Source organism: Saccharothrix sp. CB00851 (assembly GCF_001905065.1).
Classification (GTDB): Bacteria; Actinomycetota; Actinomycetes; order Mycobacteriales; family Pseudonocardiaceae; genus Actinosynnema.
The window spans coordinates 1-15,342 of record NZ_LWLC01000035.1; the positions used below are offsets into that span (position 1 = coordinate 1).

The 15,342-nt window shown below is 69.8% G+C and carries 11 protein-coding genes; 5 read left to right on the top strand and 6 right to left on the bottom strand.

Annotation, left to right across the window (positions count from 1 at the left end):
* Positions 1-361 precede the first annotated feature (361 nt).
* From A6A25_RS30880 to narI, 4 genes are read left to right on the top strand one after another with little or no spacing between them, the layout of a single operon-like run.
* The gene (locus tag A6A25_RS30880) at positions 362-4,051 is read left to right on the top strand and encodes a nitrate reductase subunit alpha (protein ID WP_198932918.1); all 3,690 of its coding nucleotides are present in this window, start codon (positions 362-364) and stop codon (positions 4,049-4,051) included.
* Positions 4,051-5,718 (top strand): nitrate reductase subunit beta, encoded by a 1,668-nt coding sequence (narH, locus tag A6A25_RS30885; RefSeq protein ID WP_073896274.1) that lies wholly within the window; start codon positions 4,051-4,053, stop codon positions 5,716-5,718. Before A6A25_RS30880 ends, narH begins: the two co-directional genes overlap by 1 nt.
* Positions 5,715-6,389: a nitrate reductase molybdenum cofactor assembly chaperone gene (narJ, locus tag A6A25_RS30890; RefSeq protein ID WP_073896276.1), complete on the top strand. Its 675-nt coding sequence runs from the start codon at positions 5,715-5,717 to the stop codon at positions 6,387-6,389. Before narH ends, narJ begins: the two co-directional genes overlap by 4 nt.
* Complete coding sequence (narI, locus tag A6A25_RS30895) at positions 6,386-7,111, top strand: respiratory nitrate reductase subunit gamma (protein WP_073896278.1); 726 nt, start codon at positions 6,386-6,388, stop codon at positions 7,109-7,111. Before narJ ends, narI begins: the two co-directional genes overlap by 4 nt.
* A gap of 11 nt (positions 7,112-7,122) precedes the next feature.
* On the opposite strand, the gene A6A25_RS30900 is transcribed toward narI, so the two are convergent.
* From A6A25_RS30900 to A6A25_RS30910, 3 genes are all read right to left on the bottom strand, one after another.
* Positions 7,123-7,950 (bottom strand): DUF5995 family protein, encoded by an 828-nt coding sequence (locus tag A6A25_RS30900; protein WP_073896279.1) that lies wholly within the window; start codon positions 7,948-7,950, stop codon positions 7,123-7,125.
* 175 nt (positions 7,951-8,125) lie between these two features.
* Positions 8,126-8,983, bottom strand: a complete 858-nt coding sequence (locus A6A25_RS30905; RefSeq protein ID WP_073896281.1) for a class I SAM-dependent methyltransferase — start codon at positions 8,981-8,983, stop codon at positions 8,126-8,128.
* Between the two features lie 102 nt (positions 8,984-9,085).
* Entirely contained in the window at positions 9,086-9,691 is a 606-nt protein-coding gene (locus A6A25_RS30910) for a helix-turn-helix domain-containing protein (protein ID WP_073896372.1), read from the bottom strand.
* Positions 9,692-9,797: 106 nt separating this feature from the next.
* Here A6A25_RS30910 and A6A25_RS30915 point away from each other — a divergent pair, with 106 nt between their 5' ends.
* A complete protein-coding gene (locus A6A25_RS30915; protein WP_073896282.1) occupies positions 9,798-11,345 on the top strand; it encodes an MFS transporter in 1,548 nt (515 codons plus the stop codon).
* Between the two features lie 8 nt (positions 11,346-11,353).
* Here the strand turns inward: A6A25_RS30915 and A6A25_RS30920 are convergent, their stop codons facing one another.
* The 3 genes from A6A25_RS30920 to A6A25_RS30930 all read right to left on the bottom strand — a co-directional run bounded on the left by A6A25_RS30920 (position 11,354) and on the right by A6A25_RS30930 (position 15,162).
* Entirely contained in the window at positions 11,354-12,523 is a 1,170-nt protein-coding gene (locus A6A25_RS30920) for an SGNH/GDSL hydrolase family protein (protein WP_073896284.1), read from the bottom strand.
* A 250-nt stretch (positions 12,524-12,773) separates the two neighbouring features.
* Positions 12,774-13,898, bottom strand: coding sequence for a hypothetical protein (locus A6A25_RS30925; RefSeq protein ID WP_073896285.1), 1,125 nt, complete (start codon positions 13,896-13,898; stop codon positions 12,774-12,776).
* Positions 13,899-14,130: 232 nt separating this feature from the next.
* A complete protein-coding gene (locus tag A6A25_RS30930; RefSeq protein ID WP_073896374.1) occupies positions 14,131-15,162 on the bottom strand; it encodes a LacI family DNA-binding transcriptional regulator in 1,032 nt (343 codons plus the stop codon).
* Positions 15,163-15,342 lie beyond the last annotated feature (180 nt).

A 15,342-nucleotide genomic window follows, 5' to 3' on the forward strand; every position in this document is an offset into this window, starting at 1 on the left:
CGACCAGCACAAACGGGTTAAAACGCCAGCGTCCGGCGAGGACGCTTTTAATCTTTGATGTGACTTGGATGTTAAAGATAGGCGCGAACCGACCGGGTGACGCTCGCCCAACACGATGCGACAGGGCCACCCACGCACCAGTCTTCGCAGGTAGATTAGCCCACATCAGCCCACGGACGAGAGCGCACAAGGACAGGCCGGTAAACGTGACGTTACGTCCCGCTCACCACCCACGACGGGATAGCGTGCGGATTTCACTCATTTCTTGTAGGCACCCCCTCATCGCCCTAGGGTGACGCAGCAGGGTCATTGACGATGGCTGCCGATTTAGCGATTCACTATTACCTCGGAGGTGATCGCCGTGTCGAATTCACCCGCCGGTAGCGTTCGTCCGGACGGTGCGGAGACCGATGCCGAGATCGGCGACTCGCTGTTGCGCCTCGCCAGGCACTTCCAGCGGGGCGAGACCTCCGCGGACGGGCGGACGTTGCACCAGATCGGCGGGCGCGGCGCGGACGTGTTCTACCGGGACCGGTGGGCCTACGACAAGGTGGTGCGGTCCACCCACGGGGTGAACTGCACGGGCTCCTGCTCGTGGAAGGTCTACGTCAAGGACGGCGTGATCACCTGGGAGTCCCAGCAGACCGACTACCCGTCGATCGGGCCCGACAAGCCGGAGTACGAGCCGCGCGGCTGCCCCCGCGGCGCGTCCTTCTCCTGGTACACCTACTCCCCCGCCCGCGTGCGCTACCCGTACGTGCGCGGTGTGCTGCTGGAGTACTACCGCGAGGCCAAGGAACGGCTGAAGGACCCGGTGCTCGCCTGGGCCGACATCGTCGAGGACCCGGAGAAGTCCCGCAAGTACAAGGCCGCCCGCGGCATGGGTGGGTTCGTGCGCGCCGAGTGGTGGGAGGCCGCCGAGATGGTCGCCGCCGCGCACGTGCACACGATCAAGCGCTACGGACCGGACCGGGTCGCGGGCTTCTCGCCGATCCCGGCGATGTCCATGGTCAGCCACGCGGCGGGCGCCCGGTTCGTCTCGCTGGTCGGCGGCTCGATGCTGAGCTTCTACGACTGGTACGCCGACCTGCCGGTGGCCAGCCCGCAGGTGTTCGGCGACCAGACCGACGTGCCGGAGTCGGCGGACTGGTTCGACGCCGGTTACCTGATCATGTGGGGCTCGAACGTCCCGGTCACCCGCACGCCGGACGCGCACTACATGACCGAGGCGCGCTACCGGGGCCAGAAGGTCGTCGTGGTGTCGCCGGACTACGCCGACAACACCAAGTTCGCCGACGAGTGGCTGCCCGCGCGCCCCGGCACCGACGCCGCGCTCGCCATGGCGATGGGGCACGTGATCCTGCGGGAGTTCTTCGTCGAGAAGACCACCCCGTACTTCACCGACTACGTCAAGCGCTACACCGACCTGCCATTCCTGGTCACCCTGACCGAGACCGACGACGGCTACGTACCCGGCAAGTTCCTCACCGCCGCGGACCTCGGCGACACCGGCGAGGGCGCGGAGTCCAAGACGGTGCTGCTGGACGCGCACGGCAAGCCGGTGGTCCCGCCCGGCTCGCTCGGCCACCGGTTCACCGACTCGGGCCAGGGCAAGTGGAACCTCGACCTCGGCGACGTCGACCCGTTGCTGTCGGCGCGCGGCGGCGGCGACCCGGTCACCGTGGCGCTGCCGCGGTTCGACACCAGCGAGCCTGGCGTGCTGCACCGGGGCGTGCCGACGCGGATCGTCGCCGGTCGGCGGGTCACCACGGTGTTCGACCTGCTGCTCGCCCAGTACGGCGTGCGCCGCGACGACCTGCCCGGCGAGTGGCCCACCGGCTACGACGACGCCACCCAGCCCTACACCCCCGCCTGGCAGGAGGGGATCACCGGGGTGCCCGCCGCCGCGGCCGAGCGGATCGGCCGGGAGTTCGCCGACAACGCCGAGCGCTCCAAAGGCCGGTCCATGATCCTCATGGGCGCGGGCACCAACCACTGGTTCCACTCCGACCAGATCTACCGCTCGTTCCTGGCGCTGACCATGCTCACCGGCTGCCAGGGCGTCAACGGAGGTGGGTGGGCGCACTACGTCGGCCAGGAGAAGTGCCGTCCGATCACCGGGTGGTCGACGCTGGCGTTCGGCCTGGACTGGCAGCGCCCGCCCCGCCAGATGCAGGGCACGATCTTCTGGTACCTGGCCACCGACCAGTGGCGCTACGACCCGTTCACCTCGGACGTGATGTCCTCGCCGCTGGCCACCGGCCGGTTCGCCGGTCGCACCGCCGCCGACAATATCGCGCTCGCGTCCCGCCTGGGGTGGATGCCGAGCTACCCCACGTTCAACCGCAACCCGCTCGACCTGGCCGACGAGGCCGAACGGCTGGGCAAACCCGCCGCGGACCACGTCGTGGACGGGCTCAAGTCCGGGCACCTGCGGTTCGCCTGCGAGGACCCGGACGCACCGGAGAACTTCCCGCGCGTGCTCACCGTGTGGCGGGCGAACCTGCTCGGCTCGTCGGCCAAGGGCAACGAGTACTTCCTCAAGCACCTGCTCGGCACCGACACCAACCTGCGCGCCCAGGACTCCGACGGGGTGCGGCCGCAGGAGGTGACGTGGCGCGACGAGGCACCGGTCGGCAAGCTGGACCTGCTGCTGTCGCTGGACTTCCGCATGACGTCGACCACGCTGTTCTCCGACGTCGTGCTGCCCGCGGCAACCTGGTACGAGAAGCACGACCTGTCCTCCACCGACATGCACCCCTACGTGCACGCCTTCTCCCCCGCGATCTCACCGCCGTGGGAGACCAAGACCGACTTCGAGGCGTTCCACCGCATCGCCCGCGGTTTCTCGTGGCTGGCCGAGAAGCACCTGGGCAAGCGGAAGGACATCGTGGCGGTCGCGCTCACCCACGACACGGTCGACGCCACCGCGCAGCCGGGCGGTCGGGTGCTGGACTGGAAGAACGGCGAGTGCGAGCCGATCCCGGGCAAGACCATGCCGCGGCTGGTCGTCGTGGAGCGCGACTACGCCGCGGTCGCCGAGAAGATGGCCGCGCTCGGGCCGCTGGTCGAGCAGGTCGGGTTGACCACCAAGGGCGTCACCGTGCACCCGGACGAAGAGGTGGAGTACCTCAAGGGCGCCAACGGGACGGTCCTGTCCGGTGTCGCGGCCGGACGACCGTCGCTGGCCAAGGACACCCACGCCGCGGAGGCGATCCTGGCGCTGTCCGGCACGACCAACGGCCGCCTGGCCACGGAGGGGTTCCGCGCCCTGGAACGGCGCACCGGCACCGAACTCGCCGACCTGGCCGCGGAGAGCGAGGGCAAGCGGATCACGTTCCCGGACACGCAGGCCCGCCCGGTGCCGGTGATCACCTCGCCGGAGTGGTCGGGCAGCGAGACCGGCGGCAGGCGGTACTCCCCGTTCACCATCAACACCGAACGGCTCAAGCCCTGGCACACGCTCACCGGCCGCCAGCACTTCTTCCTCGACCACGACTGGATGTTCGAGCTGGGCGAGCAGCTGCCGGTCTTCCGGCCACCGCTGGACATGACGGCGCTGTTCGACGAGCCGGCCGTCGGCGCGTTGAACGGCGGCGTGACCGTGCGGTACCTGACCCCGCACTCGAAGTGGTCGATCCACTCGGCCTACCAGGACAACCTGCACATGCTCACGCTGTCGCGCGGCGGGCAGGCGATCTGGATCTCCGACCGGGACGCCGCCAAGATCGGGGTCGCGGACAACGACTGGATCGAGGCGGTCAACCGCAACGGCATCGTGGTGGCCCGCGCGATCGTGTCCCACCGGATGCCCGAGGGCACGGTGTTCATGTACCACGCCCAGGACAAGGCGGTCGGCGTGCCGCGCACCGAGGCGACCGGCAAGCGCGGCGGCATCCACAACGCGCTGACCCGGCTCATGATCAAGCCGTCGCACCTCGTCGGCGGCTACGCCCAGCAGTCGTTCGCGCTCAACTACCACGGTCCCACGGGCAACCAGCGCGACGAGGTCACGACCATTCGCCGCCGCAGCCAGGAGGTGCAGTACTGATGCGCGTGATGGCACAGCTCGCCATGGTGATGAACTTGGACAAGTGCATCGGCTGCCACACGTGCAGCGTCACCTGCAAGCAGGCGTGGACCAACCGCGGCGGTGTGGAGTACGCGTGGTTCAACAACGTCGAGACCCGCCCGGGACAGGGCTATCCGCGCCAGTACCAGGACCAGGACCAGTGGAAGGGCGGCTGGGCGCTGAACAAGCGCGGCAAGCTGACCCTGCGCACCGGCTCGCGGCTCAAGCGGCTGCTGAACATCTTCGCCAACCCGGACATGCCCACGGTCGCCGACTACTACGAGCCGTGGACCTACGACTACCAGAACCTGCTGTCCGCACCGCCCTCGGACACCACGCCCACGGCCAAGCCGAAATCGTCCATCACCGGCGAGGACACGAAGGTGACGTGGGGCGCCAACTGGGACGACGACCTGGGCGGCGGTCCGGAGCAGATCGGCAAGGACCCGTTGCTGGGCAAGCTCTCCGAGCAGGTCAAGCTCGAGTTCGAAGAGACGTTCATGTTCTACCTGCCGCGCATCTGCGAGCACTGCCTGAACCCGTCGTGCGCGGCGTCCTGCCCGTCCGGCGCGATCTACAAGCGCGCCGAGGACGGCATCGTGCTGGTGGACCAGGACAAGTGCCGGGGCTGGCGGCAGTGCGTCACCGGGTGCCCGTACAAGAAGATCTACTTCAACCACAAGACGGGCAAGGCGGAGAAGTGCACGTTCTGCTACCCGCGCGTGGAGGTCGGCATCCCCACGGTGTGCTCGGAGACCTGCGTGGGCCGGCTGCGCTACATCGGCGTGCTGCTCTACGACGCGGACAAGGTGGGTGAGGCGGCGTCGGTCAAGGACGAGAAGGACCTCTACCCCGCGCAGCTCGACGTCTTCCTCAACCCGCACGACCCGCGCGTGGTCGCCGAGGCCGAGCGGGCGGGCATCTCCGGCGAGTGGATCGAGGCCGCGCAGAACTCCCCGGTGTACCGGCTGATCGTGGACTACCAACTGGCGCTGCCGCTGCACCCGGAGTACCGCACCATGCCCATGGTCTGGTACGTGCCGCCGCTGTCGCCCGTGGTCGACGTGCTGAGCCAGACCGGCCACGACGGCGAGGCGGTGGGCAACCTCTTCGGCGCCATCGACGCGTTGCGCATCCCGGTGGAGTACCTGGCCGAGCTGTTCACCGCCGGTGACGTGGGACCGGTCCGGGCCTCGTTGCAGCGGCTGGCCGCCATGCGCGCCCACATGCGCCAGGTCAACCTCGGCGAGGACGTGGACGACTCGATCGCCGCGTCGGTGCGACTGGCGCCCGGCGAGATCGAGTCGATGTACCGGCTGCTCGCCATCGCCAAGTACGAGGACCGGTACGTGATCCCGGCGGGCGCGGGGTCCGACGCGCACCGGCTGGAGGCCCTGACCACCGGGTGCAGCCTGGACGGCGACGGCGGTCCCGGCATGACCGCGTTCGACGTGATGGCGGAGAAGTTCCAGCTGACCGACACCAACGGCGCGGCGCCGCCGGACAAGGCCAAGCGCATCAACCTGCTCGACTGGGACGGGGTCAGCACCACCGGCCTGTTCCCGGGCAACGGCCGCTCGGGCAACGGTTCTTCAGGCAACGGCAACGGCGCCGCCACCGCGCACGAACCCGAGGCCATCGGATGAGCGTGCTGCGCAGACGGGACAAGAAGGTCGCGGAAGCACCGGGGCGCGACAGCCGACTGGTGTGGCGGATCGCCGCACTCCTGATCGACTACCCGGGTGAGGCGCTGACGCGCGTCCTGCCCGATCTCCGGGCGGCGGCGGTGTCGCTCCCGGCTCCGGCCGGGCCGGCGCTCGTGTCGTTCATCGACCACGCGCGGTCCACGACCGGGAGCGCGCTGGCACAGCACTACGTCGAGACCTTCGACCTGCGCAAGCGCAACTGCCTGCACCTGTCGTATTACGCCTACGGCGACACCCGCAAGCGCGGTATGGCGCTGCTGCGGTTCAAGCACGCCTACCGCGCGGCCGGTGTCGAGCTGGGCGAGCACGAACTGCCCGACCACCTCGCGGTCGTGCTGGAGTTCGCCGCGACCGCCGACCCCGTCGCCGGGCATCGGCTGCTGGTGGAGCACCGCCCGGTGCTGGAGATGGTCAGGCTGTCCCTCGCCGACGGCGGGTCGCCGTACCTGGCCGTGCTGGACGCGGTGTGCGCCACGCTGCCGGAGGTCAGCGCCGCGGACCGCCGCAAGATCGCGGCGCTGGCCGCGGAAGGGCCGCCCGAGGAAGACGTCGGCCTGGAGCCGTTCGCGATGGACCCCGCGCTGCACGCCGAGTCGGGAGGACGACGATGAGCACCTTGCTGTGGCTGGCCCTGCCGTACATCGCGCTGACCTCGTTCCTGGTCGGGCACGTCTGGCGCTACCGGCACGACCAGTTCGGCTGGACGACCCGGTCCTCGCAGATGCACGAGAGCAGGCTGCTGCGCCTGGGCAGCCCGCTGTTCCACTTCGGGCTGCTCGCCGTGATCGGCGGCCACGTGCTCGGCCTGCTGGTGCCGAAGAGCTGGACCGAGTTCGTCGGGATCACCGAGGGCATGTACCACCTCGTCTCCGTGACCGCCGGGACGCTGGCGGGCACCGCGACCGTGGCGGGCGTGGCGATCCTGCTGTACCGCCGGTTCACGGTGTCCGCGGTGCGCAAGGCCACCACGCGGGGCGACAAGGTCATGTACGCGCTGCTCGCGGCGGCGATCATCACCGGCATGGTCAACACCGTGGGCGAGAACCTGATCGGCGGCGGCTACGACTACCGGTCCTCGGTGTCGGTGTGGTTCCGGGGCCTGTTCACGTTCTCCGCGCAGCCGGAGCTGATGGCGGGCACGCCGCTCAGCTTCCAGGTGCACAACGTGACCGTGCTCATCCTGCTGGGCATCTGGCCGTACACCCGCCTGGTGCACGTGTTCAGCGCACCGCTCGGCTACCTCGTGCGGCCGTACGTCGTGTACCGCAGTCGCGACCCGAAGCGCCCCGACGCCAACCGCTACGCCCGCGCCTGGGGTGACCAGCACGAGTGACACTCGTGGTGTCACTGCGCGGCCGGGACCTCCAGGGTGATGCGGCTGAAGTCGTCCTTGCGGATCGCGCGGCCGATCGTGCGCACCGGCAGGCTCCACACGCTCTGGTCGGCGATCAGCTTCGCCAGCTGGGCCGACTCCCAGTTGAGCTTCTGGTGGACCAGGTCGACCTCTTCCTGGTCCGTGGTGGTCAGGTAGGAGACCGCTGACCACCACACGCGTTCGCGGTAGTACTTCAGGCCGGTGCCGCTCAGCACGACGTCGAGGCCGCGCAGCGTCTTGCGCAGCAGGGTGATACCGCCGCCGTAGTCACGGGTGAGCGTTTCGGCGATCTGCGGGATCGAGCGGACCAGGATGTTGTTGACCTGGTCGTGGTCGAACTTGCGGCGCGGGAGCAGCAGGTGCCCGGCGTCGTCCCCGTGTTGCCTGAGGTTGAGGAACGTGCCGTACGCGAGGTCGTAGTTGATGTGCGCGTTCAGCCCGAGCAGCAGGTCCTGCAGGACCGTGGTGGTCTTGTCCTCGGCCATCTTGTGGGCGATCTTCCAGGCGCGCTCCGACTCCGGGTCCCGGTCGAACGTGGTCAACGACTGGAAGTACAGCGACGCGAAGTAGCCTGCCTGTGACCGGACCCAGTCGCGGTCGAAGAAGATGGGGTTCTCGTAGTCGCCTCGCCGGTGGACCGCCGCGTGCACGTTCAGCGTGATGATGTAGTACGCCCGCAGGAACACCGCCCGGTGGTCGTTGCGCTCGTGGAAGTACCGGAGCGCGAGCTGCATGCAGGGGATCGCCTCTTCGATGGTGGCGGGCCGCTGTGCGGCGATGCTGTCGAAGTCGGTCAACGGAAGCTCCCGGGGTGATCGCGGCGCACGTGGCCCGGCCTCGCCGGGTCCGACGTAGAGGATCCGCGGCCGTGCCGGCAGATACACGCCCGGCGGAAGTTCACCTCGGTCGGACCAACGGCGGCACGATCGGGCGCCGGGTCGTCGCACGTCCACCCCGCGCGTGGATGGCGCGTCAGTCGCGGCGCGCGGCCCAGACGGTGCGCTCGGTGCGGACCGCGAGGTCGTCACGGCGCAGGATGCTGTGCGTGCTGTCGGTGTCGAGCAGCCGGTCGAGCGCGATGACGTCTTCCGCCGCGAGCTCGGCGGAGGCGGCGGCGCGGAGGCGTTGCAGGGCGGTCAGGGCGTAGCGGCCGATCGACGCGCGGCGGGAACCGGCGATGTCGACGGCGACGGTGAGGCGGCCTTCGACCGTGAAGCCGGCGTCGGTCAGCATGGGTCCCCAGTCGGCGCCGCGGTGGGGCACGTGCTCGGCGTGGAAGCGGTCGGTCGCGGCGTGCAGGCGGTCCTCCAGTCCCGGCCGGTCGGCGGGGGCGTCCTCGGGCAGGAAGCGCGGCATGCCGGCGAGCTCGACCACGGCGAACAGGCCATCGGGTGCGAGCAGGTCGCGGACGGTGCGCAGGGCGCGGCCGGGGTCGGCCATGTGGTGCATGGAGGCCGACGCCCACACCAGGTCGGGCGTTCCCAGGTCGGGCCAGGCGGTGTTGTCGAGGTCGGCCTGCACGGTGCGGACCTGTTCGCCCACACCCCGGGCGGACGCTTTCTCGCGCAGGCGTTGCAGGTGTCCGAGCGAGGCGTCCACGGCGGTGACGTGCGCCTCGGGGAAGCGGTCGAGGAGCGCGAAGGTGCCCGCTCCCGTACCGGAGGCCAGGTCCACGATGTGGTGCGGGCCGCTCTTGACGGGCAGCCACTCGGTGATGGCGGCGATGTGCTCGGCGAGGACTTCCGCGTCCAGGTCGAGGATCTCCGCCAGCTCGCTGTCCGCGCCGTGGTGCTGGTGGTGGCCGTGCTCGTGGGTGTGTGCTGGCGTCATACCGTCACGGTAAGCGCGACATGCGCGTCCTGCATAACTTCTTGCGAGTTGCGCAACAGAATGATGCCGGGTGCTGCCGGTAGCGCAAGGCAGCGGCGGTGACTACCGGCCGGTGTCGTGCGCGTCACCACCGCCGTTCTCGCGCCGTTCGTGGGCCTCACGGTGACCGCGGCGGGCATCTCGGTCGAAGATGAACATGACCTCACAAGGACGGCCCTCGGCGCCGATCGCGTGCGGCACCATCGTCGGGAACTCGGCGGCCTGGTTGGTCTCGAGGCGGAAGCGGCGGTTGCCCAGCATCAGGATCGCGGTGCCGGACAGCACGACGAGCCACTCCCGGCCCGGGTGGGCGCGCATCCTGGCGGGGTTGTCGGGCGGCGGCTCGGTCAGCCGCCGGCGCATCACGCTCAACGCCGGGTCGCCCTTCATCGGCCAGCTCAGGTTGTCCGCACCGTGGGTCATGGGGCTGATGACGACATCGTCGGAGGCGTTCTCGACCAGCTGGTCGAGGGTGGTGTCCAAGGCGCGGGCCAGCGTGACGAGCTGGTCCAGCGCCAGGCGGCGTTGACCGTTCTCGATGCGGCTCAGCGAGGACTGGCTGAGGTGGGCGCGGCCGGCCAGCTCCTCCAGCGACAAGCCCTGCGCGAGCCGCAGCGCACGGATCCGTTTGCGCACGAGGCCGTCCAGCCCACCTTCTTCTTGCGTCATGGGCAACACCCTATGCCCTGGGAGCAAGTCACGCCTAACGTCACCGGCAGGCGGCCCGGAGCGGTTCCCCGCCGTCGACCTCCCCGTGCGCTTTCGAGAGGAACCCATGAGCACGAACCAGTCCGCACAGCAGGCCGAAGCCGTCGCCGGCGCACCGGACGCGCGTCGGCTGCGCACCATCCTGATCGCCGTCTCGGTCGCGTTGATGGCCGTCATCGCGTCGGTCACCGGGCTGAACGTCGCCCAGACCCACCTGGCCGTCGAGTTCGCCGCCTCGCAGACCACCGTGCTGTGGATCATCAACAGCTACACCCTCGCCCTGGCCGCGCTGCTGCTACCGCTGGGCGCGATCGGTGACCGCCTGGGCCGCAAGCCCATGCTGGTCGCCGGGCTCGTCGTCTTCGGCGCCGCCAACGTCGTAGCAGCCCTGGCCCCGACCGCCGAGGTCATGATCGCGGCCCGGGTCGCCGGCGGTGTCGGTGCGGCGATGATCATGCCGATCACCCTGGCCGTCATCACCTCCACCTTCCCCGAGGAGCGGCGCGGCAAGGCGATCGGCGTGTGGACCGGCGTCGCGGGAGGAGGCGGTGTCCTCGGCATGTTCCTCTCCGCCCTCTTGGTCGACATCGCGGACTGGCGGCGGCTCTTCGTGCTGCCGGTGGCCTTGGTCGTCGTGGCCCTGGGCCTGACGCTCAAGTCGGTGCCCGACTCCCGTGAGCGCTCGGCCCACTCGTTCGACGCCGTCGGCGCGCTGGTCTCCACCGTCGCCGTGGTCGGCCTCATCTTCGTGCTGCAGGAAGGACCCGAACGCGGCTGGACCGCTCCCGTCACGCTGATCAGCCTGGCGGTCGGCCTCACCGCCGGTGTCGGCTTCGTGGCCTGGCAGCTGCACCGCCGTGACGCGGCACTGCTGGACGTGCGCTTGTTCCGGGAACGCGGCCTGGCCGGTGGCTCGCTCACGCTGCTGGTGGTCTTCGGTGTCCAGGCGGGCATCGCCGTGGTCCTGTTCCCGTTCTTCCAGGCGGTGCTCGGCTGGTCGGCGCTGCTGTCGACGGCGGCCATGATGCCGATGGCCGTCATGATGATGGCGACCTCCGGGTTGGCACCCGGGCTCGCCGCCCGCATCGGCTCCCGCTCGACCATGGCCGTGGGCATCGGCTTGGCCGGTGCCGGCCTGGTGCTGATGGCGCTGTTCGTCTCCGCGGAGGGCGGCTACCCGGCCATCCTGCCGGGCATGCTCGCCATGGGCGTCGGCATGGGCCTGTCGATGACGCCGTCCACCGAGGCCATCACCGGCTCGCTGCCGCGTGGCGAGCAGGGCGTCGCCTCCGCGCTCAACGACATCACCCGCGAGTTCGGCACCGCGCTGGGCATCGCCGTGTTGGGTGCGCTCCTGTCCGCCGGCTACCGCAGCGCGATCGACGACCGGCTGCACGGCGTCCCCCAGGCCACCGCCGACACCGCCCGCCAGGGCATCGCCAACGCCGTCGAGGTCTCCGGCGGCACCGGCTCGCACGCACCGCGGATCGTCCAAGCCGCCCAGCAGTCCTTTGTCGACGGCTGGCAGCAGGCCATGTGGGCGGGCGCCGTCATCATGGGTGTGCTGTTCGCCTACATCGCCCTGCACGGGCCGAAAGACCGTCACCGGGCGTGATGCGACGCTCAGGGTCGGCCGCAGCTGAACGCGGTCTGCGCGAGGTTGGCGAAGGTGTTGAGGCACCAGCCCAACCGCTGCTGCCCGTAGAAGTTCGGGTGCATGTACTCCTGCACCTGCCCCTGGCCGACGACCGGGACGCCGATCCACCGCACCCATTCGCTCTCCCGCGCCGGGATGGGGTTCGTCAGCGTTTCGCCTTTGACGGCTTGTCGGACGCCTTTCGCGCACAGCTCATGGCCGGCGAAGGCCTGCTGCAGGTCCAATACGTCGGCGACGGTGCCCGCGGCCGCGGTGATCGTCTTGAACAGGTCGGGGATGATCTCGTCGTTGGCCCAGTCCGCGTCCTTGTCGTAGATCGGGCACCCGCCGCCGCCGAAGTAGCGGTCGTCGTAGGTTTCCGGATAGCGGTTGTACCCCGTCTTCGGCAGGATCGCGGGATAGGACTGGACCACGACGCGGTACTCGTGCCTCTGGTACGAGGCACCCTCCATCGTGCCGTGGATGGCGTTGATCGTGACTGCGAGCCGGTCCTTCAGCAGCTCGATGCGTTGTTTGACGTCCGCCCTCATCTGGTCGGTGCTGCAGTACCGGTAGGTGAGGAACCGGGTGACGCAGTCCTTGATGATGGCGCTGAACCGGATGTCGTTGCCGCCGATCGACAGCACGATCAGCCTGACCTTGCGCTTGGCCACGCCGTCGCCCTTGAGGTACCGGTCCAGCTGGTCCAACTGGACCGGCTCGCCCTTGAACGGCGACTTGAACACGGCTGCCGTGGTCGCCCCGGAACAGGCGATGTTCAACCTGTCCTCCGGGGCGATCTGATAGGTCTCGTCACCCACCCGGACCGAGGCCACGTGGTGGATCTCGGCGCTGTCGGAGCGGTTGCAACCGTTGTCGTAGGAAACGCCGTAGACCCGCTCCGGGGTATGGGTGCACTCGCTCTCGTCGGCGTTGCAGCTGTGGGCGGACCGGTCGGTGCCGTAGGCGCTGCCGTTGCTGTCGCCGTAGCCGTTGCCCTGCCACCGGCCGGCTTCGCCGGAGATGAAGCTGTCGCCCAGGGAGATCACCGCGGGCGGGGGTTCCTGGGGGGCCGCGGTCGCGGAAGTCCCGCTCAGGGACCCGCTGAGGACCAGGGCGACACCGGCGAGCGTGGCCAGGGCCGGACGTGCGGACATGGACGGTTCCTCCTCGACTCGATCGGTCGCCGACCGTCGGGAGCCTCGGCGTCACCGACGCGGGACGCGCGGGCAGGCGGTGGCCACCGGTGGGGACTTGGTGGAGACCGTCGGTAGGGAAGTCGACCACAGCCACGTGACGATCGACAGTCATGCCCATCGACCGTGGCCACCACGTCACCCGGCCCAGCGGGTGACGCGGTGACCCTCGCTACGGCCGGTCACGTGCATGCCCGGAACGGGACAGGCGCTAGCTCACGACCCGGGTCGTCGCGTCGGACCGGTAGGCGGCCGTGGACACCGGACCGCAGTTCGGGCGGTACACGATCCGGTTGGCGCAGCTCGCCAGGTTCCAGTTCGTCGCGAGGAACGACCCGGCCGGCGGGTTCGGGTGGAAGTAGTCGTTGACGTTGCAGTCCCAGTAGTAGTCCAGGTTGCCGTTCGGGGATGGGCACACGTTGCTGCGGTAGTTGCCCGAACGCGGACCGCCGTCCTTGTAGCACATGACGTCGGCGTCGTCGTTGCAGTGACCGGCGCCGGAGCTGTTGGGCGTGTTCGGGAGCACGGCGCCCATCGAGTGCCCCTGCTCGTGCAGCAGGTACGTGAAGGGGCACCGCCCGTAGACCACCGCGATGCCGGGCGCGTTGTTGACGTTGTTCTCGACGCCGGGCCGGGTGTCGCCGCTGCCGTAGGCCACGCCGCCGCCGCAGCCGCCGTCACCCCAGTACACGACGTTGTCCTGGCCGGTCATCCGCTGGCCTTGGCGCGCGACCTCCTGGTCGATGGCCCCGATGGAGCTGGTGTTGTGGCTGCTGCGCAGGACGCGGACCGCGGGCTGACCCGACGAGTCGCACGCGACGCGCAGCGACAGGTCGCCGCCGTACTGCGCGGCGCGGTTCGACACCATGTCGTTGGACTGGATGAAGTGCTGCCTGATCAGCGGGACCATCGTCGACGACGCGTCGGGCGCGCCGGCGGGGATCAGGTAGACGAGTTGGATGCGGTACGAGTCCGCGGCGCAGTGGTACGAGCGAGCGGCCAGGGACGTGATCGTCGGTGAGATCACCGTGTCTCGGACACCCTTGTCCTCGGGCCGGGGTGCGTCGAAGTGGGTCACCTGGTCGCCGTGCGCCGTGCGCACCTTGAACAGGCCGTTGCCCAGCGCGCACGCGCGATCGCCCAGCCGGGGGTCGGGTGCGAACTCGTCGGCGCGCTGACAACGCTGCGCGGCCGGTGCCGACGAGTGTTCGTGCGAATGGGCGAGCGTGCCGACGGCGGGGGCCGGGGTGCTCACGGCTGCCGCGCCGGGTGATGCCAGGACGGAGGCGATGGTCGCGCCGGACGCGATCACCGCGAGGAGTTTCTCCAGGTACACGCGAACCTCCGAGGTCGGACATGGTGGTGCCCGGGTCGGGCCGGGAGGCGGCGGCAACGCACCGTCCAAAGAGGACGTATCAACTCGCCGACCGGCCGGGACGACCGGTGGCGAGCGCGCTACTCAGCACTGTGGCAGCCGAAAATCGTTTCGGCAATGCCGTCCGATCGGCTCCACAGTGGAGGTCTTCGGGCACGGCGGAGCCCCGGGAAGCTCGGCAGTGGGTGACGCTTCAGCGGGTCGAAGCAGGCGGTGCGGCGGTACTGCCCCGGACGATCAGCTTCGTCGGCAGCTCCAGCCGGTCGTGCTCGATGGTCCGCCCGGCCGCGAGCGCCAGGACGAAACCGGCGGCGGTGGCTCCCATCTGCGCAAGCGGCTGGTGGACGGTCGTCAGCGGCGGGTCCGACCACTGGGTGATGGGCAGGTCGTCGAACCCGACGATGCTCACGTCACGCGGGATCGCCAGACCGAGCGCGCTTGCGGCGTGGTAGGCGCCCAGGGCCTGGAGGTCGTTCGAGGCGAAGATGGCGGTCGGCCGGTCCGGCAGCCGCAGCAGTTCGGCGGCCGCGTCCTTGCCGCCGTCGAAGTACAGCGGAGCGGAACGGACCAGGTCCGGGTCGTGCGGGATACCACCCTCGTCCAACGCGGCCCGGTAGCCGTCCAGGCGGGCACGGCAGCACAGCAGTTCGTCGGGACCCCGGAGCATGCCGATGCGGCGGTGACCCAGCCGGATCAGGTGACGGGTGGCGACGAGGCCGCCGTTCCAGTTCGCCGCACCCACCGACGCGATCGGGTGGCTGGGTTCGCCGGTCGGGTCGAGTGCGACGAGCGGGATGCCGCGGCTGTCGAGCTGGGCCAGTTGGTGCTCGGTGAACATCGCCGACACGGCGATCACCCCGACCGGGCGGCGGGCGAGCATCTGGCGGGCCCACGCGCTCTCGGGGGTGTGGGCGCCGTCCATCTCGGTCAGCGTCACGGCCAACCCGTGCGGGCGCACGGCGTGCTCGATGCCCCGCACGATCTCCAGTGCCCACAAGCTGTCCAGCGCCTGGAAAACCACCTCGACGATCGGCACGGCCTCGGCGTTCTCGGCCTTCCGGTAGCCGTGCTCGCGGATCAGCGCCTCGATCCGCTGTCGCGTCCCGGTGGAGACGCCGGTCCGCCCGTGGATCACCTTCGACACCGTGGAGGCCGACACCCCGGCGAGCGCGGCGATGTGCGAAACCCCGACCTCACCCCGCTTGCGCACCGTCGTGTCGTCCACGGCGACAGCGTAGGCCGTGATCTCTCCCGACTCGGCCACACCGCCGCGAGAAAATTTCTCTTCACCGAGAGAACGTTGACGCGGAGAGCTGGGTGCGCCATCGTGGTTAGCGCCTCACGCTGGACATCAGGGCCGGCACGAGGCCTGGGAGCGCTCCCATTCAGGACAACGGAGGACACT